We start from the raw sequence: 22,981 nt of genomic DNA, 5'->3' as shown, positions 1-22,981 counted from the left end.
CCGCCCGCCGGTTCAGCCGTCGCGGCCCCGCAGCCGGGGCCGGTGCGGCCCCGCGGGGCGGGCGCGGTCCGCGGCCGACGTGCCGTCGCGCCAGCCCTCGGGGTCCGTCGCGCCGCGCACCCGGGTCGTGGTCGTCCGCGGGAACATCTTGTCGGTCCGGTCGGTGACGGCCAGCTCGCGGGTCGCGAGCACCGGCAGCAGGTCACCGGTCACCACCTCCTCCGCGACCGCGGCGAGATGGTCGCCCAGACGGGCCGCGTAGGCCGTCCAGAACGACTGCCGGAAGGTCTTGGTGCGCTTGCGGCCGCCGGCGCGCTGCGCCGACTCGGCCACCGTCATCGCCGTCGTGCCCTGCACCAGGAGAGAGGTGTACAGCAGCTCCACGGCTTCGAGGTCCCCCTCGAAGCCGACGACCGTGGAGAAGCCGTACGCGCCGTTCCACACGGCCCGGCAGCGGTTGGCCGTGGCGACGGCGTCGAGGAGGACCGCCTTGGCCGTCTCGTAGGGGGCGTCCACGCCGATGCGGCAGGCGGACGGCGAGTGGTCCGAGGGGGCGCCGTGGGCGAGGACGGCCTCGTCGATGCTGTGCCGGGCCATCAGCTCCTGGGCCTTCGCCGTCAGGGCCTCGGCCTCCTGCGGGAAGCCCGTCGCCTCCGCCTTGGCGAGCAGGGCCCGCACCCGGGTCAGCATCCGGGGCTCGTGGGCCGGGGGAGGCGCGGCGAGCGTGCTGCCGCCGGGCGGCGGGGCGACCGGCTCGATGCGCGGCAGACGTGCCAGCAGCCGGTACAGCTCCAGCACCGCGGTGGCGCGGGTGAAGCGGTCCGCCCGGTACGGCTCACCGCCGGCCAGGCCCGCGAGCTGGGCCCGCCAGCGCGGCGGGAGCCGCTCGCCGTAGGCCGCGGACTCGGCGACGGCCAGGCCGGCGAAGAGCCGGCCGTGCGCGTCGTCCAGTTCGCGCCGGACCAGCCGGGCGACGTCCTCCGGCTGCCATCCGCGCTCCCAGGCCCCGCGCAGGAGCAGCTCCCCCCGCCGGTCCAGTTCCGCGTCCGCCGCGGGGTCGGCGGCGAGGAGGGACGCCGCCGTGTCCAGGGCGTCGTCGCCCTCCGCGTACAGCGCCGCGGCCAGCGCCTTCTCGACCGTGCTCACACAGGCGATGGTGTCACGGGGCCGGTGGCAGCATCCCGGGGGTAGGGCAGGCACTACCCCCGGGACGCCCCTTCGTGGTCGTGACCGGCGCGGGCCCGGACGGAAGCCTTGGGGCATGAACCCACCCGCCGTACGGCTCACCGATGTCCGCCGCGTCCACCGCGGTGTCACCGCGCTCGACGGGGTCCGCCTCGACTTCGCCCGCGGGACCTTCACCGCCGTGATGGGGCCCTCGGGCTCCGGCAAGACCACGCTGCTGAACTGCGCGGCCGGGATCGACCGCCCCACCTCCGGGCGCGTCGAGATCGACGGCACAGCGATCGACGGGCTGAGCGAACGGCGGCTCACCCTGCTGCGCCGGGAGCGCGTCGGCTTCGTGTTCCAGGCGTACAACCTGATCCCCTCCCTGACCGCCGCGCAGAACGTCGCGCTGCCGCTGCGCCTCGCCGGCCGGCGGCCCGCCCGGACCGCCGTGCTCGACGCGCTGGACCGGGTCGGCCTGCGGCAGCGCGCGGGACACCGGCCCGCGCAGCTGTCCGGCGGCCAGCAGCAGCGCGTGGCGCTCGCCCGCGCGCTGATCACCCGGCCCGCCGTGCTGTTCGGCGACGAGCCGACCGGTGCGCTGGACACGGTCACCAGCCGCGAGGTGCTCGGCATGCTCAGGGACCTGGTGGACACCGAGGGCCAAACCGTCGTGATGGTCACCCACGACCCCGTGGCCGCGTCCTTCGCCGACCGGGTGGTGTTCCTCGTCGACGGGCGGGTCGCGGGGGACATGGCGGCCCCGGCCGCCGACGTCGTCGCCGCCCGTCTCGCGGGACTGGAGGCCGTCGCGTGCTGACCGTCGCCCTCGCCCGGCTCCGCTCCCACTGGGCCACGTTCGCCGCGAGCTTCGTCGCGCTGACGCTCGGGGTCGCCCTGCTCACCACCATGGGCCTCGGCCTCGCCTCCACCCTCGACGCCCCCCGCCGGGCACCGGAACGTTTCGCGTCGTCGCCGGTGGTGGTGATGGGTCATGACACGCTCACCGTCGAGGTGCGGCGCGGCCCCGGCACCGCCGAGGTGTCGAAGCGGCTCGACCGTCCACACCCTGTGGACAAGGATCTCGTCCGCGAACTGGGTGCCCTGGGGACCGTGGTCCGCGCCGGCGGACCCGACGCCGTCGGCGTCGACGCACCGGCCTCCGCGGTCCGCGCCCTCGTGGACGACCGGGCCCGGGTGCTCACCGGCGACGACCGTGCGCGCGCCGACGCCCGGACGCAGCGGGACGCACAGGCGCTGGTCGCCGTGAACGCCCTGCTCGGCACCGCCGGCGGCGTGGCCGCCTTCGTCTCCGTCTTCGTCGTCGCCTCCACGTTCGCCTTCGCGGTGGCCCTGCGCCGGCGCGAGTTCGGGCTGCTGCGCACCGCCGGCGCCACACCCGGCCAGGTGCGCCGGGTGCTGCTCACCGAAGCCCTGGTGACGGGGACGGCCGCCTCGGCCGCCGGGTGCGTGCTCGGCGCCCTGGGCGCGCCGTCACTGGCCCGGCTGCTGGTCGACGGCGCGGTGGCGCCCGACTGGTTCGCCGTGCGGGCGGACGTGCACTGGCCGTTCCACGCCGCCTTCTGGACCGGGCTGCTGGTCGCCGTGGCCGGCGTGTGGGCCGCCTCGCGGCGGGCGGGCCGGGTCCGGCCCGCCGAGGCGCTGCGCGACGCCGACGTGGACACCGGCGTCCTGCCGCGCGGGCGGCTCGTCACCGGCGCCGTCCTCGCGCTCGCCGGCGTCGGTCTGCTGCTGTGGGGGCTCGCCACCGACCCGGCGGACCTGCTGGGGCGCAAGACCTGGATCACCCGGCCGATGCTCCTGATCACCGCGGTCGCACTGCTCTGTCCGCTGCTGGTGCGCCGGGTCGTCCGGCTGCTGCCGATGACCCGGGGCGGAGTGGGCCTCCTCGTCCGCGAGAACACGGCCGCCGCGGTGCGCCGTACCTCGGCCGTCGCGGCCCCCGTCCTGGTGATCGTCGCGCTCACCGGCTCGCTGCTCGGCTCCGCCGGGACGGTGACGTCGTCCCGCGCGGCCGAGGCCCGTGCGCGCACCGCGGCCCAGCTGGTCGTCACCGGTGAGGACCTGACGGTCCCCCGGCTGCCCGGGGCCGAGGTCTCCCCGTCCGCGCCGACGAGCGTCTTCGTGCGCGAGGAGGACACCGCGCTGATCAGGTACGGGGCACGCGGGGTCACGGACGCGGCCGCCTTCGCGGGCCTCGCCCGGCTCCCGGTCGTCGCCGGTGACGTGCGGGACCTCGACGACGGCTCGATCGTGGTCAGCGAGGAGTGGCAGCGGCGGACGGTGGGCGAACACGTCGCCGTCCGGCTCGGCGACGGGCGTCCCGCCCGCCTGCGGATCGCCGCCGTCATCGCCGCGGGCGCGGGCGGCGACTCCGTCTTCGTCACCGCCGCCAACGCTCCGGGCACCGCCGTCGACCGGATCGACGTGGGACTCGCCCCCGGCACGGACCGGGCCGGCGCGGCGGACGCCCTGCGGGCGGCCACCGGGGGCACGGTCCGCACCGCCGACGCCTGGGCCGCGGCGGTCCATCCGCGGACGAGCCCGCAGACACGGCTCGGGCTGCTCGTCGTCCTCGGGGTCGCCCTCCTCTACACGGCGATCTCCCTGGCGGGCACCCTGCTGATGGCGACGGCCGCCCGGCGGGACGAGACGGCCGCACTCCGGCTGGCCGGCGCCACCCGCGCGCAGGTGCTGCGGACGGTGGCGGGCGAGGCCCTGCTCGCGGTGGCCGTGGGCACCGTGCTCGGCGCGCTGGTCGCGGCCGTCGACCTCGGCGGCATGGCGGCCGCTCTGTGGGCGCTCGGCGCCCCGGTGGCGATTGCCGTGCCGTGGGGCGAGGCCGCGTCGGCGGCGGGCGTGTGCGCGGTGATCGCGGTGGTCTGCGCCACGGCGGCCTGCCCGCGGGGCGGCAGCCGGTGAGGGGGCCGGGCCGCCTCACGGGAGGCGCGGTGGGCCCGGCCCGGTGACCGTGCTCAGATCTCCACGTGGACCTGGACCCGGTCGAAGCGCAGTGCGGCCAGGTCCCGGCGGGGGATCACCCAGTGGACGACGCCGTCGTCCAGATCCTCGACGTCGGAGCCGCACAGCCAGGCGGCCAGCAGCACCCAGTCGTCCACGCCCTCGCCCGGCGGCCCGCTCCGGGCGGCCGCGTACCGCACCGGATGGGTGTTCCGGGTCAGCGGATTGCCGCCGAGCCGGAACCAGGCGTCCTCGCGGGGTCCGCCGTCCGCGTCCTCGCCGCCGATCGCGTCCTGCCAGGCGTCGTCGAGACGGCGCGCGAGGGCGTAGTGCGACAGCTCCGGTACGCTCCACCGCCCCTGAACGAAGTCCTCGGGCCGCTGCGGGGAGAGCGTGCCGGGCACCGCGAACAGTGCGCGCTCCTCGAACGGTTCCCGGTCCCCGTCCCAGCGCCGGGGCACCGTCGGCGTCCCGGCCGGCACGTACCGCACCGCCCCGGCGTCGGGCCCGTCGGCGTCGAGGTCGGGGTGGACGAAGAACAGCAGGTGGCCGTCGGACGGAAGGGGCAGCCCGGCTGCTCCGGGCGGGAGGGCGGCGCAGTCGACGGAGGCGACGAAGGGGCTGGAGGGATCCGGCGCATCGGGCGGCAGCGGCGGATCGCCGCCGAACCGGCCGGCGGCCACCCCCTCACCGCGGTCCGCCAGCCCTGCCATCGGCAGCACGGTCCGTATCCACTCCGCCACCTCGGCGGACGGCAGACCCCGCGAGGCCGCCTCCGCGCGGAAGCGGCCGAGAACGCCGGCCGCTCCGGTCTCCTTCGGATGATCGGTCATGGCCGACACGCTAGAGGGCGGGACCGACACCCCCCGGAGCGGGACGGCGCCGGCGGCGGGTGTCAGTACGCCTGCGGGGCGATGTTCTGCTCCGCCCACACCACCTTGCCGGTCACCGTGCGGCAGGAACCCCAGCGCCGGCAGAGCATGTTGATGAGCTGGAGCCCGCGCCCGCCCTCGTCGCTGACGTCGGCGTGCTGGATCTGGGGCAGGTCGGGGCCGGTGTCGGAGACCTCGACGGTGAGGCGTTCGCCGCGCAGCAGGCGCAGCTGGCCGGGGCCGTTGCCGTAGCGCAGGGCGTTGCCGACCAGTTCGCTGACGACCAGTTCGCTGACGTCGGTCAGATCCGACAGGCCCCAGACGCCGAGCTGTTCGGTGACCAGGCGGCGGGCCGCGGACGCCACGTTCCCCTCCCGGGGCAGCGTCCAGACCTTCAGGTCGTCGCCCGGTTCCGGGGTCGTACGGGCGACGAGCAGCACCGCCTCGTCGATCCGGAACGCGTTGGGCGCCTCGGCGAGCAGCTCCCCCTCCTCCAGCCTGCCGGGCCCCAGCGCCATCGCCTTGGCCCGCAGCCGGTCGAGCTGGACGTCCACGTCGTCCGCGCGGTTCTTCACCAGCCCGTCGGTGTAGAGCGCGAGGTGGCTGCCCTCGGCGGCGGTCACCCGCAGCGGGTCGTACGGGATGACGCCGGCGCCCAGCGGCGCCCCGATGGGCACCTCCAGGAAGGCCGCGCCTCCCCGGCCGTCGAGCAGCAGCGGCGGGAGGTGACCGGCGCTGGCGAAGGTGAAGCTCTTGTCGGCGGGGTCGTAGACGGCGCACAGACAGGTGGCGACCTGCTCGTCCTCCAGGTCGCGGGTGGCGAGGTCGAGCCGGGCGAGGATCCGCTCCGGCGCGGTGTCCAGGGTCATCAGCGTCCGGCCGACGGCACGCAGCCGCCCCATGGTGGCGGCCGCCGGCAGCCCGTGGCCCATCACGTCCCCGACCATGAGGGCGGTCCGGCCGCCGGGCAGGGCCATGACGTCGTACCAGTCGCCGCCGACGCCCCGGGCGGCGACCGCGGGCGCGTACTCCGCGTGCACGTCAAGGCCCGGCGTCAGGGGCGTGGCGCGGGGCAGCAGACTGCGCTGCAGGGTGATCACATGTTCGCGCTCACGGCCGTAGAGGCGCGCGTTGTCGATGAAGACCGCGGCCCGGGAAGCCAGTTGCTCGGCGAGCGCCAGATCGGTGGTGGAGAACGGCCTGCTGCCGGCGCCCCGGACGAAGTCGGCCGTGCCCAGCAGGACCCCGCGGGCGATCAGGGGCACGGCCAGATAGCTGTGCACCCCGGTGACCCGCATCTTGTCCGCGGCGCTCGGAGTGGGGGCGACCCGTTCGAAGTCGGCGTCCTCCATACGGCTGACCAGCACCGGCTTGCCCTGGCGGAGGCAGTAGCGGTGCAGCAGGGTCTCGTGCGCGGTCTCGGGCCGCCTGATGGTCACGCCCACCGGGGTCGGTTCCAGCGAGGAGAGCGAGTCGACCGCGCAGACCGCCACGGCCCGGCTCGCGGGGATGCCGGAGCCCGTCCAGCGGGACCCCTCCTCGCCGCGCAGCACGTCCTCCAGGATGTCGACGGCGGCCGCGTCGGCGAAGCGGGGCACGGTGAACTCGGCCAGCTCCTGCGCCGTCCGCTCCAGGTCCAGGGTGGTGCCGATGCGGGTGCTCGCGGAGTTCAGCCAGGCGAGCCGGCCGCTGGTGGTGGTCCGGTCGGGCGCGGGCCGGCCGCGGCCGCGGCGGTCGCGCAGCCCGCGGCTTCCGGAGGGCGCCACCGACGCGCTGCTGGCCGAGAGCCGACTCGTCAGGCGTCGTCTGCGACTGCCCCCGTTCACCGTACGGCCTCCCCGTCACGTGCATCCGCGCCTCGGTCCCAGTGTGCCCCGTGGACGGTGGGCACGCTTCCCGGACGGCACGGCCGTCCGTTTGGCATCAGAGCGTACGGGGAGAGGGGCTTTAGCGGCAGGAGTCTGCGGCCACGAAGTGCGCGGACGTGCTCCGCGGGGCGTGCCCGCGGGCCGGGGACGGTGCTCCGCGGGGCGTGCCCGCGGGCCGGGGCCGGTGCTCCGCGGGGCGTGCCCGCGGGCCGGGGCCGGTGCTCCGCGGGGCGTGCCCGCGGGCCACCGGCCTCGGGTCGTACGGGTGTGCGGGGGTACGGGGCGTGCCGGGCGGACGCGGGTACGGGGCGAGCGGGGGTACGGGGCGGGCGGGTCAGGAGTCTCGCAGGCTCTTTCTGGCCAATTCGTAGGCCGGCAGCATCTGCTCGTGCTCCCCGGAGTCGAGCCCGCCGAGATCCACGACCACCACCCCGTCCGGTGTCGTCAGCGCGAACGCCCGCTCCCGCTTGGGCGCGTCGAGGAGTTCGCCGGTGTTGAGGTAGCGGACCTCGACCGCCTCGTACGTCCCGGCCCGCGTCGCCGCGTACACCTCCTCCTCGCGGTCCGCGGCCGCGTCGGCGACGAACGCCTCGAGGGCGGCACGGGGATCGTCGCCCGCCGCGCCGCCGACCCATACGCGCAGGAAGCCGATGTGGCCCGCCGGCTTGGCGTCGATCTCGCACCGGAGCGAGACCGTGCCCTGCTCCAGCAGGGCGGCGAACTCGCCGTCCGGGTCGTGCTCGACGGCCTCCGGCGACCAGCCCTCGGCGAGATCGAAGGTGACCGGCAGCGCGCAGGCGGACGTCTCCGCGCCCACGGACGCCGCCTTCCTCGCCTCGCCCCGCGTGCCGTCCCCCGCCGGCGGCCCGCTGCTCGCGGCCGCCGGGTCGCCGCTTCCCGCCGCCTTGCGGTCCGGCTCGGCCGGCGCCCCGCACCCGGCCGACGCCGCCCAGAGCGCCAGCACGAGGGCCGCCGCCGTGGCCGTTCCCCGCGCGCGCCGCCGCGTCACTTCACCCATGTCGAGGTCCCCACCCGTGTGAAACGGCCGTCCGGCGGACGCCCGCATAGAAGGATCGATCCTACGGACACCCGTGACCGGAGAGGAACGCGCACATGGGAGTGAACAAGGACCGGATGCTGGCCGGCGAGTGGTACCTGCCGGACGACGCCGAACTGGCCGCCGACACCGAACGGCGGTTCGCCCTGTGCGCCGCGTACAACGCGGGCGGCGGCGCCGCCCCCGCCGACCGGGAGGGGATCCTGGCCGAGCTGTTCGGGTCGCTCGGCCGGCAGGTGCGGATCCGGCCGCCGTTCCAGTGCGACTTCGGCTACCACATCAGCGTCGGGGACCGGACGTTCGTCAACTTCAACGCGGTGTTCCTGGACGCGGCGCCCATCACCGTCGGTTCGGACGTCCAGATCGGGCCGGGCGTGCAGCTGCTGACCCCCACGCACGAACTGGACACCGAGCGGCGCCGGGCGGGCTGGGAGCGGGCCGAGCCGGTGACCGTCGGGGACAACGTGTGGCTCGGGGCGGGGGTGATCGTCTGCCCCGGGGTGACGATCGGCGAGAACACGGTCGTCGGGGCGGGGTCCGTGGTCACCAAGGACCTGCCGGCCGGGGTGCTCGCCGTGGGGAACCCGGCGCGGGTGATACGCCGGCTGGAGCCCTGAGCGGTCCGGACGGGCGGGCGCCGTGGCGCCCCCTGACAGGCCCCCTGCGCGGCGCGCCGCGGCGTGGCACACCGGGCGCGGGTGATGCGCCGGACGGAGTTCCCGACCGGACCGCGCGGGGCCGCCGTGCGCCGCCCATGACCGGGCCGGCCCGGGGTGCCGGGGGGCCTGACCTGCCCGACCCGCCCCGGGCTCCGTGCGGCGCCCCGCCGATGTCCGACCCGGCTGTCACACTCGAACCCATGGACGAGCGGTGGGCCGTGGCGGCGGCCGAGGGGGACGGGGCCCGCCTCGTCCCCCTCGGCCCCGACGGCCTGCCCGCGGGGCCGGTCGTCGACGAGCCGGACCTCGTCGCGGCCGTCCGTTCCCGGCCGCAGGTCGGCCGCTGGGTGTGGTGCGCCACGGCCGCCGTCTACCCGCGGCTGCTCGCCGCCGGGGTGCGGGTCGAACGGTGCTACGACATCGAGGACGCCGAGCTGCTGCTGCTCGGCCACGAGGGCCGGCTCGGCGAGCCCCGATCGGCGGCGGCCGCCTGGGCCCGGCTGCGCCACGCCCCCGTGCCGCCGGACCCGCCCGCCCGCGCGGCCGTCCCCGGCGCCCAGTCGCCGCTCTTCGAGCCGCGCCGGCCCGACGTGCCCCTGGAGGCACTGCTGGAGGTGTACGCCGAGCAGCAGCGGCGCCATGACGCGACCGCGCACCCCGGGCGCATGCGGCTGCTCACGGCGGCCGAGTCGGCGGGGATGCTGGTGGCGGCGGAGATGCACCGGGCGGGGCTGCCCTGGCGGGCCGACGTCCACCGCGCGGTGCTGGGCGAACTGCTCGGCGAGCGGTACGCGGGCGGCGGCGAGCCGCGGCGGCTGGCGGAGCTGGCCGACGAGGTGTCCGCGGCCTTCGGGCACCGGGTGCGGCCGGATCTGCCGGCGGACGTCGTCCGGGCCTTCGCCCGGGCGGGGATCAAGGTCGGGTCGACTCGGCGCTGGGAGCTGGAGGAGATCGCGCACCCGGCCGTCGAGCCGCTGATCCGCTACAAGAAGCTGTACCGCATCTGGACGGCCCACGGCTGGAGCTGGCTCCAGGACTGGGTGCGCGACGGACGCTTCCGCCCCGAGTACGTGCCCGGCGGCACCGTCTCCGGGCGGTGGACGACCAACGGGGGCGGGGCGCTCCAGATACCGAAGGTGATCCGGCGTGCCGTGGTCGCGGACGAGGGCTGGCGCCTCGTGGTGGCCGACGCCGACCAGATGGAACCGCGGGTGCTGGCCGCGATCTCCCGCGACCGGGGCCTGATGGAGGTGGCGGGCCACGACGGCGACCTCTACACCGCCCTGTCGGACCGGGCGTTCTCCGGCGACCGGGCGCACGCCAAGCTGGCGCTGCTGGGCGCGGTCTACGGGCAGACCTCCGGGGACGGTCTGAAGAACCTGGCCGCGCTGCGGCGCCGGTTCCCCCGGGCCGTCGCCTATGTCGACGACGCCGCGCGGGCCGGCGAGGAGGGCCGCGTGGTGCGGACGTGGCTGGGCCGCACCAGCCCCCGTGCGCCGGGCGCGGAGGAGGACGGCGAGGCGGGCATCCCGCAGGATGACGAGGACGGGCCGGCCCGCAGGGGCTCAGGCGACTCCCGCGCGTGGGGCCGCTTCACCAGGAACTTCGTGGTGCAGGGCAGCGCGGCCGACTGGGCCCTGCTGATGCTGGCCGCGCTGCGCCGGGCCCTCGCGCCCCTCCGCGCCGAGCTGGTCTTCTTCCAGCACGACGAGGTGGTGGTGCACTGCCCCGCCGAGGAGGCGCAGGAGGTCGCCCGGGCGATCCGGGAGGCGGGGGAGCTGGCGGGGCGGCTGGCCTTCGGCGAGACACCGGTGCGCTTCCCGTTCACCGTCGCGGTGGTGGACTGCTACGCCGACGCGAAGGACGACGCCGGCTGACCCGCCCGCGCCCGCCCCGGGGGCGGCGAAGCGCGACGGGTCGGCCGGCGGGCGGTCATCCGTACGGCCGGCGGGCCGTCAGGCCGCCGCCTGCAGACCGCGCTTGAGCGCGGTGCCGATCTCGACGGCGCGGCGGGCCTGGAAGCCGACGGCGGCCAGGTTCTCGGCGCCGGGCAGGTCCTGGTGGTAGGCGACATGGCTCGTGCCGTACGGGTTGCCGTTCTTGATGTCGAACTGGACGGCGTCCGCGTAGCCGGGAGCCACGATGATCGCGCCCCAGTGGTAGAAGGTGTTGTTCAGGGCGAGAAGGGTGCTCTCCTGGCCGCCGTGGGTCTGCGTCGTCGAGGTGAACGAGGAGACGACCTTGTTCACGAGCTTGCCCTGGAACCACAGGGTGCCCGTGCCGTCGATGAACTGCTTGAGCTGGGCGGCGGGCAGGCCGTAGCGGGTGGGCGTGCCGAAGAGGAGCACATCGGCCCACTCCAGGTCCTCCAGGCTCGCGACGGCCACGTCCCGGGTGGCGTCGCGGTGGGCCGCCCAGGTGGGGTTGGAGGCGACGGCCTCCTCGGAAGCAAGCTCGGCGACCCGGCGCAGCCGGACCTCGGCGCCCGCCTTCTCGGCGGCCTCGGCGGCGGCTGCGGCCAGGCTGTGGACGCTGCCGGTGGCCGAGTAGTAGATGACGGCGACGTTCGTCACGGTGACGCGCTCCTTGTTCGGGACGGGTGACGGCAGGGGTGGGGAGTCCCTGCGGCGGTCTCCGGCAGGTCCGGCGCCATCCTGCCGCCCGCGCGGGACCGGGCGGCCATCGCGCGCCCACCGCCCGTCCATCGCCCCCCGCCCGGACCGGGGAGGCCGGAAACCGTGGGCTGGCGCGCCCCGTTGTGCGGGCACGAACAGCTGGGCGGACGCGAACAGTTGGGTGGGCACGAACAGCTGGGCGGACGCGAGGCGTACGGACGTCACGCGTGCGCCGGCGTCGCACGTGCGCCGGCGCGACCCGTGCGGGCGGACGCGACGGAGCCCGGCCGCCGGTGCGCGGGCCGGGCTCCTCCGGGAACGGGGTGCGGCAGGCCGGGGTCAGTCCAGGCCGATCCACACCGGGTCGAGGGCGATGGCCTTCAGCTGGGCCATCGTCAGCGCGGGCTCCTCCCGGACGGCGTCCTGTCCCTGCCCGGGCGCGTTGAACGCCATGATCACCACACGGGCCCCGTCCGGGCGCAGGGTGTCCACGGTCCAGCCGACCGTGCCCGCGCCGCCCTTCTGGTCGGGGTCGGCCTCCTGGGTCTCGCGCACCAGCGTGCCGTCGGGCAGCGTCGTCCCCCCGGCGAACAGGTCGGCCAGCTCGGACATGCCCGGCTGGACGTTGATCTGGACGAACGAGGCTCCCCGGCCGTCGTCGACCACGAGGTGACCGTAGCCGGGGTCGCCGCCCGGGTCCTTCACCGTCAGGCCCTCGGGCAGCAGGGCGGTGAGCGTGGCGACGACGGTCTCCCCGGACGGCTCGCCCGGGCGGCCCGGCTTCTCCTCGGGCGCGGCCCCCGCCTCCGCCAGGTAGGCGGCGGCGAGCGGGTCCCAGCCGTCGTCCGTGACCAGGGTCTTCATCCGGGCCGGGGTGAGGGGCGGGTCCTCCCGGGTGGCGGTCGCGTCCTTCTCCGCGGGAGCGTTGTACTCGCTCGCGTCGATCAGGACGCCCGCGGGCGTGAGCAGCGTGGACCGCCACTGCTTCGCGCCCTTGTGACGGTCGTAGACGTAGCCCTGCACGAACAGGTAGCGGGAGCCGTCGGTGAGGGTCTCGTGCCGGCATTCGTCGAAGTCGACGAGCGCCTTCGACGGACAGGTGACCATCGAGTCGGCCGTCTCGCCCCGCGGATCGATCCGGTTGATGCTCAGCGAGATCTGCGCGGCGCCGTCGCCGTCGTCGAACACGACGGAGGCGTACGGCGCGGAGGCCCGGCTCTTGCTGCTGCCCCTGCCGTCCTTCCGCGCGAGGTCCCCGGCGGGCAGCAGCCCGGTCAGCGTCTTCAGCATCTGCTGTGCCGAGACCGCTCCCGCGGGTGCGGTCCCCGCCACGGCCCGGCCGGTCTCCCCGGCCCCGCCCTCCGCAGCGACGGACGTCCGGTCGTCGGTGCGGTCGGCGCCGCCGAGGACGCCGGCGGCGTGGCCCCCGCCCAGTCCCACCGCCGCCAGGGCCAGCACGCTGCCCGCGACGGTGGCCCGGCGCAGGGCCAGCTTCCGCCGGCCCCGGACCGTGCCGCGCTCGACCAGCCGGAGCCGGTCGGCCGGGGTCATCGTCTCGCCGGTGCGACGCAGGGCATCGCCGATCTCGTCCTCGAAGGGCATGGGGAACCCCACTCTCTGCTCGGCCGTACGGAGGAAGGTGTCTGTGCGGCGCGCCCACCGGGGCGGCGCCGGTGCTCATCGGGAGGCGAACTCCACCAGGCTGCCGCCCAGTTGTTCGCGGAGTCTGGCCAGCGCCCGCACCGTCCTGGTGCGTACGGCGGCGGGGCTGACGTGCATGGCGTCGGCGGTCTCCTCGACGCTGCGGTCCTCCCAGTACCGCAGCACCACCACCGCGCGGTCCTTCGGCGCGAGCGTCCCGAGGGCACCGAGCAGGGCCAGGCGGAGGTCGGGGTCGTCACCGGCGGGCGGAGCGGAGTCCGGAAGGTCGCCGACGGGGCGCTCGGTTGCGGAGCGACGGCGCCGGTGGGTGAGGAAGGCGCGGACGAGCACGGTCTGGGCGTAGCCCGCCGGGTTGTCGATGCGGGAGATCTTCCCCCACACCAGGTACATCCGCCCCAGGGTCTCCTGCACCAGGTCCTCGGCGAGGTGCGTGTCGCCGCCGGTCAGCAGGCACGCCGAACGGTAGAGGTGCGTGGCGCGGCCGGTTGCGAACTCCCTGTACTGCTCGGCCCTGGACGCTTTCATGCCCGCCGCCGCTCCTCCCCCGTGACCGGTGCGGCACCCGTCGGCGCCGCCTTCGGCGGTGCGCCGGGCCCACCCGTCCACCGCCTCCACTGACTTGACGCGGTGGCGGGGGGAAATGTTTCAGGCTCCGTCGGCGAATCTGTGGTCGGCCCGGGGCACGGGCGGGCGGGCGGCCCCCGGCGCCGCGAACGGGCCGCGCAGCACCTCGGCGTGGGCCTCCCGCACCGAGGGGCCCGGGTCGACCCCCAACTCCTCGACGAGGGTGCGGCGCAGCGCCCGGTACACGTCGAGCGCCTCGGCCTGCCTGCCCGTACGGTGCAGTGCCAGCATCAGCTGGCGGTGGAACGCCTCGCGCAGCGGGAACTCCGCCACCAGGGCGGCCAGTTCGGGTGCCAGGCCGTCATGGCGTCCGAGTTCCAGCTCGGCGTCGTAGCGCCACTGGAGCAGTTGCAGCCGGCCCTCGCCCAGCTTCTGCACGAGCGCGGGACGCCCTTCGTGGGGCCCGAACACCCCGTCCAGCGGGGTGCCGCGCCACAGGCCGAGGCCCGTCCGCGCCGTCGTGACGACCTCGGCCCACTCGCCGCGGCCGTAAGCGAAGCGGGCGTGGGCCACGCACTCCTCGAAGACGTCGCTGTCGAGTTCCCCGGGGGCCACGCGGAGCACATAGCCGGGGGACACGGCCCGCAGCCGGTCCTCCCCGTCGAGCAGTCTGCGCAGCCGGGTCACATGGTTGTGCAGCGAGGCGTGGGCGGAGGCGGGCGGCTCGTCGCCCCACAGGGCGGCCTTCAGCTCGTGGACGGGCACGACCTTGTTGGCGCGCAGCAGCAGGGTGACCAGCAGGACGCGCACCTTGGCGCTGCCGAGGTGGTGCGGGTGGCCTGCGGGGTCGAGCAGGGCGGGCACGCCGAGGAGACCGAATCGCATGACGTCTCCCTCCTGACTCGCAGCCTCGCAGCCTCCCCCCGTGATGAGCGTTGGCCACATGTTAGCGATCTGTTGGAGGACGCTGTTTGTATGACGTCGTCGGATCCGGCCCGCTGGTGCTCGGCGTGGCACGCCACACTCGGGGGAGTGTCGCCACCGCAGCCGGTTCCGCGGACGAGAGCGCCCCGGTCACCCTCTGGTGCCGGGGCCCTCGTCCCCTCATGAGCGCGTCACACGCGTCAGCCCCGCCGCCGCACCCGCTTCAGGGCAGCAGTTCCAGCGGTTCGTACTGGTGCGGCCGCCCGCCGGTCCACTCCACGGCGGTCGGGTCCTCCAGCGCCACAGGGCCCGGCTCCCCCGCGCGCCTGACCAGCACCAGCACCTCCTCGTCGGAGTGGGCGAGCCCCATGATGCGCCCGCGCACGGTGACGCGCCGGCCGCCCGTGGGGGAGATCCGGTGCACGACGATCGGCGGGGTACCGGCCATGTCTCCAGCGTGCTCCGCCGCCGCGCCGCTGCCAAGTCCGCTGCAGCCGCGGACCGGTCGGTCACCGTTGACACCGCCCCCGGCCGTTGCTTGGATGCGCAAGCGCTTTCCGGCCGAACCCGCCGACCCTCTGGAGCGTCCGGTGCACTTCTCGCGTCGCGCCCTGCTGTCCCTCCTCCCCACGGCCACCGTGCTCGCCGTGACCGGCCCCGGTGCGGCGGCCGCGCCCCTTCCGGCCGCCCCGGCCGCCGGCGGGGCCGCCGACCGGGCCCTGCTGCTGGCCAACACCCTCGCCGTGTTCGCCGGGACCGCCGAGTCCAACGCCCGCCCCGAGGTCGCCGCCAAGCTCGCCGCCGTGGAGGCGACCGCGCTGACCCGGCTCGGCGCGATGGACGGCGCCGGGGAGGGCGAGATCTTCCGGGGCGTGCCGCTCGGCACCAGCGACCCGGACCTCGCGAGGACCTTCCAGTACCTGTACGAGATCGCGCTCGCCGTCCGCGCCCCCGGCCCCGCCCCCTCCCGGGTGCGCGGCGACCGGGCGGTCGCCGAGCGGGTGATCGACGCACTGGCCCGGCTCCACGACACGTACTACGGCGACCAGTCCACGGGCTACTACGGCAACTGGTTCACCTGGGAGATCGGCATCTCCACGCACGTCAGCAAGAGCCTGGTCCTGCTGCGGGACGAGATCGCCGCCCACCGCCCGTCCCTGACCGCCGCCTACACCGCCTCGATGGACGCCTACCTGCGCAACGGCAAGGACGGCGACGTCGATCTCGACTCGCGCTTCCACACCGGCGCCAACCTCGCCGACATCACGACGAACCGGATCCTCCAGGGCGCCGTGCTCGGCGACGACGCGCGCATCACCAAGGCCGTCGCCGACCAGCTGACGGTGTTCGCCACGATCGACCCGTACGACCTGCGGCACGGTGTCACCGACGGCTTCTACGAGGACGGCTCCTTCGTCCAGCACGCCTCCGTGGCCTACACCGGCTCGTACGGCAAGGGGCTGCTGACGCGCGTCGTGCAGACGGTGAAGATCCTCGACGGGACGGGCTGGTCCGGGGGCGGCGAACTCGCCGGCACGGTACGCCGCTGGGTCACCGACGGATTCGCCCCGCTGATCCACGAGGGCTGGATGATGGAGGCGGTCAAGGGCCGCGGGGTGTCACGGACCGGCACCGGTTACGCCGACACCGCCGCCGTCGTGGAGGCCGTCGTCGACCTCTCCGCATACGTGCCGCCCGGCGACGCCGACGCGCTGGCGGGCTGGGTCAAGCAGGTGCACACGATCTCGCCGGCCCCGCCGAACCCCGCGGCCTTCGTCTCCCCCGTGAGCGTCGCCCGCCACGCCGACGTCCTCGCCTCGTCCGTCCCGGCGCGGGATCTCACCCCGCCCGCCCACCACGCGGCCTTCAACGCCATGGACCGGACCGTCCACCGGCGCCCCGGCTGGTCGTTCGCGCTGGCACGCAGCTCGGAGCGGATCAGCAAGTACGAGTACATGAGCGGCGAGAACCTGGCGCCCTGGTTCCAGGGGGACGGCGCCCACCACCTCTACCTCTCGGGCCAGGACCAGACGCACGCCTACGGCATCGACCACGTCACCGTCGTCGACCCGCTGCGGCTCGCGGGCGTCACCGCTCCGGTGGAGCGGCGCCGCACGGTCCCCGAGCTGTACGGCACCCTCTGGTACGACAATCCGGAGCGCGGCTTCACGGCCTCCTCGGAGGCGCAGAACACCTACGTCTACTTCCCTCGCGGCACCGGCGCCCACTCGGGCGGGGCCCGGCTCGGCCCCTACGGCACGGCCTCGATGGTCCTCGGCGACGACGCGGCGTACGCCGCCGACACGGCCGGCCTCCTCCCCGAGGACTTCGTCACCCATCGCGGGGCGCGCGGCACCAAGTCGTGGTTCATGCTCGACGACGAGATCGTCGTGCTCGCCGCGGGCGTGGGCGACCCGGCGGGCCGCCCGGTGACCACCACCTTCGACACCCGGATCGCGGATCCGGGCACGGCGGTCGGCCTCACCGGCGAACTCCGCGGCGGCGCGCCCTGGCAGGGCACCGGCACCGCCCCGCTGTCGTGGCTGCGCTACGCCGATCCCGTCGAGGGCACCGCCGTCGGCTACGTCCTGCTCTCCGGGCCGCCCGCCACCGCCGGCCTCGCCACCGTCACCCGCAGCCGCCGGGCCGTCCGGCTGACCAACCCGGACACGCCGGTCACCAAGCAGGTCTTCACGCTCGGCCTCGACCAGCCGGCGGGCGCGCCGCCCGCCTCCTTCGCGTACGCGCTGGTGCCGCACGCCACGGCCCGCCGGCTGCGGTCGTACGCGGGCGGACCGCTGACGGTCCTGGCCAACACCGTCCGGCTCCAGGCCGTCCGCCACGCCCGCCTGTCGCTGGTCGCCGTGAACACCTTCACCCCCGGGCTCCACCGCACGGCCGGGCTGGCGGTCGACGGACCGGCGTCCGTCCTGGTCCGCAGGACCCCGGACGGCGCGACCTCGCTCGCCGTGAGCGACCCCACGACGGGACGGGACACCGTGTCGGTCACGCTGCACGGCCGCCGGCTGCGGCCGGTCCACGCCGACCCGGGCGTCCGGACCGTCCCCGTGCCGGGCGGCACCCGGGTCGAGGTGACGACCCGTCACGCCTACGGGCGGTCCCTCGGAGCGACGCTGCGCCCGTGAACCCCGGACGGGGTCTGGCGCGCCCCGCGCACCTCGGCCTCCACCCGGTACCGGCGCAGGTTTCCGTGCGGCAGCACGACGTGCTCCCCGGCCCCGGCGCAGGTTTCCGCGCGCCAGCACGACGTGCTCCCCGGCCCCGGCGGTGACGGGGAGGGGAGCACGTCGGGCGGGGCCGCCGCCGCTGCTGCGACGGGTGCCGCTACTGCGGGTCGCGGTCGAAGCGGGCGCGGGACCAGCGGTAGCCGAGGACGGTCAGGCCCAGGCACCAGGCGACGGCGATCCAGCCGTCGTTGCCGATCTCCGTGCCGAGGAGCAGGCCGCGCAGCGTCTCGATGGCCGGGGTGAAGGGCTGGTACTCGGCGATCGGCTGGAACCAGCCCGGCATGGAGCTCAGCGGGACGAAGGCGCTGGAGATGAGCGGCAGCACGACCAGCGGCAGCGCGTTGTTGCTCGCCGCCTCCACGTTCGGGCTGACCAGACCCATGCCGACCGCGATCCAGGTGAACGCCAGGGCCACCAGCGCCATCAGCCCGAAGGCCGCCAGCCATTCCAGCAGCGTGGCGTCCGCGGACCGGAAGCCGATGGCCACGCCGACCGCGCCGACCAGCACGACACTGGCGACCGACTGCATCACACTGCCCGCGACGTGCCCGAACAGCACCGACCCGCGGTGGATGGCCATCGTGCGGAACCGGGCGATGATGCCCTCGTTCATGTCGTTGGCGACCGACACCGCCGTCCCGACCACGGTCGAGCCGATCGTCATCATCAGGATGCCCGGCACGATGTAGGCGACGTAGGCCGCCCGCCCGCCACCGCCCTCCAGACCCGCGCTCATCGCGTCCCCGAAGACGAACACGAACAACAGCAGCAGCATGACCGGCGTCAGCAGCAGATTCAGCGTCAGCGACGGATAGCGGCGGGCGTGCAGCAGATTGCGGCGCAGCATCGTGGACGAGTCGCGCACGGTCAGGGACAGGGAGCTCATCGGGCCTTCTCCTCGGTCTTGTCGGTGCCCGTCAGGGCGAAGAACACGTCGTCGAGGTCGGGGGTGTGCACGGTCAGTTCGTCGGCCTCGATACCGGTGGAGTCCAGCCAGTCGAGGATGGAGCGCAGTTCGCGCTGGGTGCCGTCGCTGGGGATCCGCAGCGTCAGCGCCTCGTCGTCGCGGGTGACCTCGCGCAGCGCCGAGGCGGCCGCCCGGTAGCCCCCGGGGTCGGAGAACCGCAGCCGGACATGGCCGCCCGGGACGAGGCGCTTGAGTTCCTCCGCGCTGCCCTCGGCCGCGATCCGGCCGTCGTGCAGGACCGCGATGCGGTCCGCGAGTTCGTCCGCCTCCTCCAGGTACTGCGTGGTCAGCAGGACGGTCACCCCACCGGACACCAGCTCCCGGATGACCCGCCACATCGCGTGCCGCGACCGCGGGTCGAGACCGGTGGTCGGCTCGTCGAGGAAGATGATCCGCGGCCCGCCGACCAGGGTCATCGCGATGTCCAGGCGGCGCTTCATCCCGCCCGAGTAGGTCGAGGCCGGCTTCCCCGCCGCGTCGGTCAGATCGAACCGCTCCAGCAACTCCGCCGCCACCCGCCGTCCCTCCGCCTTCGGCAGATGGTGCAGGTCCGCCATCAGGAGCATGTTCTCCTCCCCCGTGATCAGGCCGTCGACCGCGGAGAACTGCCCCGTCACCCCGATCACCCCCCGCACACCCTGCGGATCCGCCGCCAGGTCGTGGCCCCCGACGCGGATCTCCCCCGCATCGGCCCTCACCAGCGTCGAGAGGATCTTCACCGCCGTCGTCTTCCCCGCCCCGTTCGGGCCGAGCAGCGCGAACACCGACCCCGCCGGGATCCGCAGGTCGATCCCGTCGAGCACGACCTTGTCACCGTAGGACTTGCGCAGGCCGACGGCATGGACGGCGGCGGGTGACCGAGGACCGGTTTTTTCAGACGTGGACATGACAGATTTGGGCATAGGAGCCTCCCTTTCGGGGCTGGAAGCGGTTCGCGGCTGGAAGCGCTGATGTGACGGATGTGAGCGGCGCGGACGCGCGGCCGGGCCGGCGGCCGGGCCCGCGCGCGGCGCACGTCGAGGATGCCGAAACGGGTCCCGGCGCGGGGGTCAGGCCCGCGCGCGGCGCACGTCGATGTTGCCGAAGCGGGTCCTGGCACGGACCTCGACGGTGCCCTCGTCCTTCTCCGGGGCCTCGGATGCGGTCAGCGTGTTGCGCACCTGCCCACGGCCGGAGCTGACGTCGAGCCAGGCGGCGACGCCCTCGCGGACGCCGACCTCGATGGCGCCGAAGGACGTCTCCAACTGCACCGTTCCGCTCGCCACTTCGGCGATCCGCAGGGTGCCGTGGGCGGTGGTGGCGTGGACCGACGCCTCGGCGCGCGCGATGTCGATGTCCCCGTTGCTGCCGCGCACCCGCAGATCGCCGGTGACGGCGCCGACGCTCGTGCTGCCGTGGGAGTTCTTCAGGACGGCGGGACCGTCGAGCGTCCCGACGCGCAGACTGCCGGAACTGGTGGTGATCTCGGACGTGCCCTCCACCCGGTCGACGGTGATCGAGCCGTGGGAGGCGGTCAGATGGAGCGGCCCGGTCGTGTCGAGACGGACGTCACCGGACGAGGTCTTCACCCGGACCTCGCCGAGCCGCCCCTCGCCGAGCACCTGCGCCCAGGAGCCGGTCAGCGCGACGTTCGAGCCGGTGGGCAGTTCGACCGACACGTCGACGGTGCCGGTGCGTCCGACGAGGTAGCGCTGCTTGGGCGTCCTGACGGTCAGGACGCCGCCCGCGCAGGTGACCTCGGTCTGCTCGGCCGCCCGCACGTCCAGGTCCCGCTTCGGGTCGCGGGGGAGCACCTCGACGACCGTGTCGAGACGCTCGCCCGCGGTGAAGCGGATGGAGCCGGCCTCCACGTGTGCCGTGGCCGAGATCGGTGCGGGAGTGTCGAAAGAAGGCATGGCTGTCCCGTCCTCGTGGGTCTTCGGATCGCCCCCGCCGGCGGGGCGCATGCAGGGGAGGTGCTGGTGCGTGCTGGTGCGCGGCGGGCGCGGGTGCGGCTAGCGCACCCAGCCCGTGTAGCCCTGCCCGATGGTCCGGGCCCTTTCCGTGGCGCGCGGCCGGGCGCCGCCGTCGACCGCGGCCGACACGGCACGCACCAGCCAGGCGTTGACCGACAGGCCCTCGCGGCCGGCGGCCTCCTCGGCCCGGGCCTTCAGGTGGGCCGGCAGCCGCAGGTTGACGCGTGCGGTGCCCCCCTCGTCACCGTCGGCCGGCGCCGCGGGCTCCACCGGCGGGGCGGACTCCACCGGAGCGGCACCGCCCTCGGCGGGCGGCGGCGTCACCACGAAGTCGGGATCGAGCCCGCGCAGCCGTACGTCGACCGAGCCGGGGGCGAGGTCACGCGTGATCTCGTCCATCGCGGCGGAGAGCACGTGGAGCATGGTCAGCCGCGTCGCCGACTCCAGGGGAGCGGTGAGCCTCTCGGCCAGCTCGCGTGCTTCCTCGCCGCCGGCCTCGGCGGCCACCGCGAGTTCACGGCGGAGGGTGTCGACATACGGGGTCAGGTCCATGGCGTCATCATGGCACCACTATGGCGCCACATGCAAGCCCCTTGGCGCCGACCCGGCCGCACACCTCGCTCTCGCGCCCCTGACCTGCACAAAGAGCCATCCCGCCGCTGCCCCCACACCGACACGGCACCGCACACCACGCCGGCCGAAGCCACTTGGCATCACGCGTGACACCACATGACGCCACCCATGCACCACGCGGCGCCATCCGGCCTACCACCCGGCGCCGACCCCGGAAGCGCACTCTTCTCAGGCCGGCAGTGGCACCTCTCCCCCGACAACCGGCACGATGGCGGCCGGTCGCGCCGACGGAGGGGGGTTCACATGGAGGGGCCGGACGAGACCCGCGAGTGGCCCGCGCGCAGTCTGCTGGGCCTGCTGTCGGTCCCGGCCCGGCGGGAACTGCTCGGCCTGGGGGTCCGCAAGCGGTTCGCGGCGGGCGCCGTGCTGCTCAGGGAGGGCATGGACGACGAGCACGTCCTGCTGCTGCTGTCCGGTTTCGCCAAGGTCACCGCGACGGTGGAGAACGGCGAGAGCTCACTCCTCGCCGTCAGGGCCGCCGGGGACACGGTGGGCGAGATGGCCGCCATGACCGGCGCCCCGCGCTCCGCGACGGTCACCGCCTGCGGTCCGCTGCTCGCCCGGGTGCTGCCGAGCGCCGCGCTGCGCGAACTGCTGCTGAACGTCCCCGAGGTCTCCGTGGCACTGGCCGGCATCGTCGCCGACCGGCTGCGCTGGGCGAACCGGCGACGGCTGGACTTCCGCGGGTACCCGGCGAAGGTCCGGCTGGCCAGGCTGCTGGTCGAACTGGCCGCCTCCCACGGGTCGTCCGGGCCTCGCGGCACGGTGATCGGCTGCCGACTGACGCAGCCGGAGCTGGCCGCGCTGGCCGGCGCCGCCGAGACGACCGTCCACAAGGTCCTGCGCGAACTCCGCGAGGAGGGCCTGCTGGAGACCGGCTACCGCTCCACCGTCATCCTCGACCTCCCCCGGCTCCGGCAGCTCGCGGAGCTGGCCCACGAGCTGCCGTGACCGGCGTCAGGCCACCGCGGGCAGCAGGACCACGCCCAGGCCCGCGCTCACGCCCATGACGGCCGTGCAGGCCACCGCCACCGTCAGACAGCGGTACTTGCGCACCGCGACCCCGGCGAGGAAGCGCACCGTGAGCGACAGTTCGCGCCGCTCGGCGGCCTCGTCCCCGGACACCCCCGCCGGGGCCCCGCCCTCTGCCGTGCCCCCTGCCGTGTCCTCCGGCGTGTCCTCGGCGGGCAGGATGTCGGGCCCCGACGCCAGGTGGACGAAGCTGTACCGGTTGACCCCGCCGTCCCGCAGCAGCCGCGGGCTCAGCGCGGCGGCCAGGCAGGCCACCCCACCGGCCAACCCGCAGACGAACAGCGCCAGCAGCACCCCGGCGAACGCCCCGGACGCACCGCCGCGGTCCCAGACGAGCGCGGCCTGCCGGGTCCACGCCCCCGCGGTCCCGGCCAGCGCCGCCTGCGCGGCCGCCAGGATGCCGGCCTTCGCGTCCGCCTGCTGATGGGTCGCGTGCAGAGCGGCGAACATGTACTGCGCGGGGCGGTTGCCGACTGCGTGCCCGGCCGGTGCCATGGCGATCTCCTCGGGTCATCGACGGTGCGTCCCCTCCAGTAGGGACCCGGCGCCCGGACCGAACCAGTCACTTCCACGGGTTCTGCGGCCCCGGCTCCTCCCGTCCGTCGCACCCGGACGCCGGAATTCCGTACTTGTACGAGGTCCGCTCCCGGACGCGGGTGTACGACTGCACCACCGGCGCCCGCACGAGGGGAGACGGCACCGGTCTACGGTGGAGCAAGTACGTCCGCCAACAGGGCAGTTGAGCGCCGAGGCGCGCTCTCCCCTCATGTACGTGC

General features: G+C 75.2%; 21 protein-coding genes. 6 read left to right on the top strand and 15 right to left on the bottom strand.

Annotation, left to right across the window (positions count from 1 at the left end; translation table 11 throughout):
- Positions 1-12: 12 nt before the first annotated feature.
- Positions 13-1,146 carry a DUF2786 domain-containing protein gene (locus tag EAO77_RS08820; protein WP_410088346.1) on the bottom strand — a complete coding sequence of 378 codons (1,134 nt, stop codon included), beginning with the start codon at positions 1,144-1,146 and terminating at the stop codon, positions 13-15.
- Between the two features lie 115 nt (positions 1,147-1,261).
- On the opposite strand from EAO77_RS08820, the gene EAO77_RS08815 reads away from it, so the two are divergent.
- Both EAO77_RS08815 and EAO77_RS08810 read left to right on the top strand, forming a co-directional pair.
- Positions 1,262-1,987: an ABC transporter ATP-binding protein gene (locus tag EAO77_RS08815; RefSeq protein ID WP_147987473.1), complete on the top strand. Its 726-nt coding sequence runs from the start codon at positions 1,262-1,264 to the stop codon at positions 1,985-1,987.
- On the top strand, positions 1,981-4,110 hold the full coding sequence (locus EAO77_RS08810) for an ABC transporter permease (RefSeq protein ID WP_187283163.1): 2,130 nt from the start codon (positions 1,981-1,983) through the stop codon (positions 4,108-4,110). Before EAO77_RS08815 ends, EAO77_RS08810 begins: the two co-directional genes overlap by 7 nt.
- A gap of 53 nt (positions 4,111-4,163) precedes the next feature.
- On the opposite strand, the gene EAO77_RS08805 is transcribed toward EAO77_RS08810, so the two are convergent.
- The 3 genes from EAO77_RS08805 to EAO77_RS08795 all read right to left on the bottom strand — a co-directional run bounded on the left by EAO77_RS08805 (position 4,164) and on the right by EAO77_RS08795 (position 7,907).
- Complete coding sequence (locus tag EAO77_RS08805; protein ID WP_147987472.1) at positions 4,164-4,982, bottom strand: DUF1963 domain-containing protein; 819 nt, start codon at positions 4,980-4,982, stop codon at positions 4,164-4,166.
- A gap of 62 nt (positions 4,983-5,044) precedes the next feature.
- Entirely contained in the window at positions 5,045-6,787 is a 1,743-nt protein-coding gene (locus EAO77_RS08800) for a SpoIIE family protein phosphatase (protein ID WP_410088345.1), read from the bottom strand.
- A 436-nt stretch (positions 6,788-7,223) separates the two neighbouring features.
- Positions 7,224-7,907, bottom strand: a complete 684-nt coding sequence (locus EAO77_RS08795) for a lipoprotein (RefSeq protein ID WP_147987470.1) — start codon at positions 7,905-7,907, stop codon at positions 7,224-7,226.
- A 95-nt stretch (positions 7,908-8,002) separates the two neighbouring features.
- Here EAO77_RS08795 and EAO77_RS08790 point away from each other — a divergent pair, with 95 nt between their 5' ends.
- Both EAO77_RS08790 and EAO77_RS08785 read left to right on the top strand, forming a co-directional pair.
- The gene (locus EAO77_RS08790; protein WP_147987469.1) at positions 8,003-8,563 is read left to right on the top strand and encodes a sugar O-acetyltransferase; all 561 of its coding nucleotides are present in this window, start codon (positions 8,003-8,005) and stop codon (positions 8,561-8,563) included.
- 242 nt (positions 8,564-8,805) lie between these two features.
- Entirely contained in the window at positions 8,806-10,482 is a 1,677-nt protein-coding gene (locus tag EAO77_RS08785; protein WP_147987468.1) for a bifunctional 3'-5' exonuclease/DNA polymerase, read from the top strand.
- Between the two features lie 78 nt (positions 10,483-10,560).
- Here the strand turns inward: EAO77_RS08785 and wrbA are convergent, their stop codons facing one another.
- From wrbA to EAO77_RS08760, 5 genes are all read right to left on the bottom strand, one after another.
- On the bottom strand, positions 10,561-11,178 hold the full coding sequence (gene wrbA / locus EAO77_RS08780) for an NAD(P)H:quinone oxidoreductase (RefSeq protein ID WP_147987467.1): 618 nt from the start codon (positions 11,176-11,178) through the stop codon (positions 10,561-10,563).
- 381 nt (positions 11,179-11,559) lie between these two features.
- Positions 11,560-12,822, bottom strand: coding sequence for a hypothetical protein (locus tag EAO77_RS08775; RefSeq protein WP_261993848.1), 1,263 nt, complete (start codon positions 12,820-12,822; stop codon positions 11,560-11,562).
- Positions 12,823-12,897: 75 nt separating this feature from the next.
- The gene (locus tag EAO77_RS08770; protein ID WP_147987466.1) at positions 12,898-13,407 is read right to left on the bottom strand and encodes a SigE family RNA polymerase sigma factor; all 510 of its coding nucleotides are present in this window, start codon (positions 13,405-13,407) and stop codon (positions 12,898-12,900) included.
- 120 nt (positions 13,408-13,527) lie between these two features.
- Positions 13,528-14,331: an AfsR/SARP family transcriptional regulator gene (locus EAO77_RS08765; RefSeq protein WP_315986086.1), complete on the bottom strand. Its 804-nt coding sequence runs from the start codon at positions 14,329-14,331 to the stop codon at positions 13,528-13,530.
- A gap of 262 nt (positions 14,332-14,593) precedes the next feature.
- Positions 14,594-14,818 carry a hypothetical protein gene (locus tag EAO77_RS08760; protein ID WP_147987464.1) on the bottom strand — a complete coding sequence of 75 codons (225 nt, stop codon included), beginning with the start codon at positions 14,816-14,818 and terminating at the stop codon, positions 14,594-14,596.
- Between the two features lie 142 nt (positions 14,819-14,960).
- Between EAO77_RS08760 and EAO77_RS08755 the strand changes: the two genes are divergently transcribed.
- Positions 14,961-17,516, top strand: a complete 2,556-nt coding sequence (locus tag EAO77_RS08755; RefSeq protein WP_147989035.1) for a polysaccharide lyase family 8 super-sandwich domain-containing protein — start codon at positions 14,961-14,963, stop codon at positions 17,514-17,516.
- 199 nt (positions 17,517-17,715) lie between these two features.
- On the opposite strand, the gene EAO77_RS08750 is transcribed toward EAO77_RS08755, so the two are convergent.
- The 4 genes from EAO77_RS08750 to EAO77_RS08735 all read right to left on the bottom strand — a co-directional run bounded on the left by EAO77_RS08750 (position 17,716) and on the right by EAO77_RS08735 (position 21,092).
- Complete coding sequence (locus EAO77_RS08750) at positions 17,716-18,504, bottom strand: ABC transporter permease (protein ID WP_147987463.1); 789 nt, start codon at positions 18,502-18,504, stop codon at positions 17,716-17,718.
- A complete protein-coding gene (locus tag EAO77_RS08745) occupies positions 18,501-19,487 on the bottom strand; it encodes an ATP-binding cassette domain-containing protein (protein WP_410088344.1) in 987 nt (328 codons plus the stop codon). Before EAO77_RS08745 ends, EAO77_RS08750 begins: the two co-directional genes overlap by 4 nt.
- 147 nt (positions 19,488-19,634) lie before the next feature.
- The gene (locus EAO77_RS08740) at positions 19,635-20,480 is read right to left on the bottom strand and encodes a DUF4097 family beta strand repeat-containing protein (RefSeq protein WP_147987462.1); all 846 of its coding nucleotides are present in this window, start codon (positions 20,478-20,480) and stop codon (positions 19,635-19,637) included.
- A gap of 99 nt (positions 20,481-20,579) precedes the next feature.
- Positions 20,580-21,092, bottom strand: a complete 513-nt coding sequence (locus EAO77_RS08735; protein ID WP_147987461.1) for a toxin-antitoxin system HicB family antitoxin — start codon at positions 21,090-21,092, stop codon at positions 20,580-20,582.
- 324 nt (positions 21,093-21,416) lie between these two features.
- Here EAO77_RS08735 and EAO77_RS08730 point away from each other — a divergent pair, with 324 nt between their 5' ends.
- Positions 21,417-22,124 (top strand): Crp/Fnr family transcriptional regulator, encoded by a 708-nt coding sequence (locus EAO77_RS08730; protein ID WP_147987460.1) that lies wholly within the window; start codon positions 21,417-21,419, stop codon positions 22,122-22,124.
- A 6-nt stretch (positions 22,125-22,130) separates the two neighbouring features.
- Here the strand turns inward: EAO77_RS08730 and EAO77_RS08725 are convergent, their stop codons facing one another.
- The gene (locus tag EAO77_RS08725) at positions 22,131-22,700 is read right to left on the bottom strand and encodes a hypothetical protein (protein WP_147987459.1); all 570 of its coding nucleotides are present in this window, start codon (positions 22,698-22,700) and stop codon (positions 22,131-22,133) included.
- Between the two features lie 67 nt (positions 22,701-22,767).
- Positions 22,768-22,905, bottom strand: a complete 138-nt coding sequence (locus EAO77_RS38520; RefSeq protein ID WP_187283162.1) for a hypothetical protein — start codon at positions 22,903-22,905, stop codon at positions 22,768-22,770.
- Positions 22,906-22,981 lie beyond the last annotated feature (76 nt).

Origin of the sequence: Streptomyces sp. T39 (genome assembly GCF_008042045.1) — a bacterium.
Taxonomy (GTDB): domain Bacteria; phylum Actinomycetota; class Actinomycetes; order Streptomycetales; family Streptomycetaceae; genus Streptomyces.
Note: the sequence above shows the minus strand (reverse complement) of the source record. Positions and strands in the feature narration are given on the sequence as shown.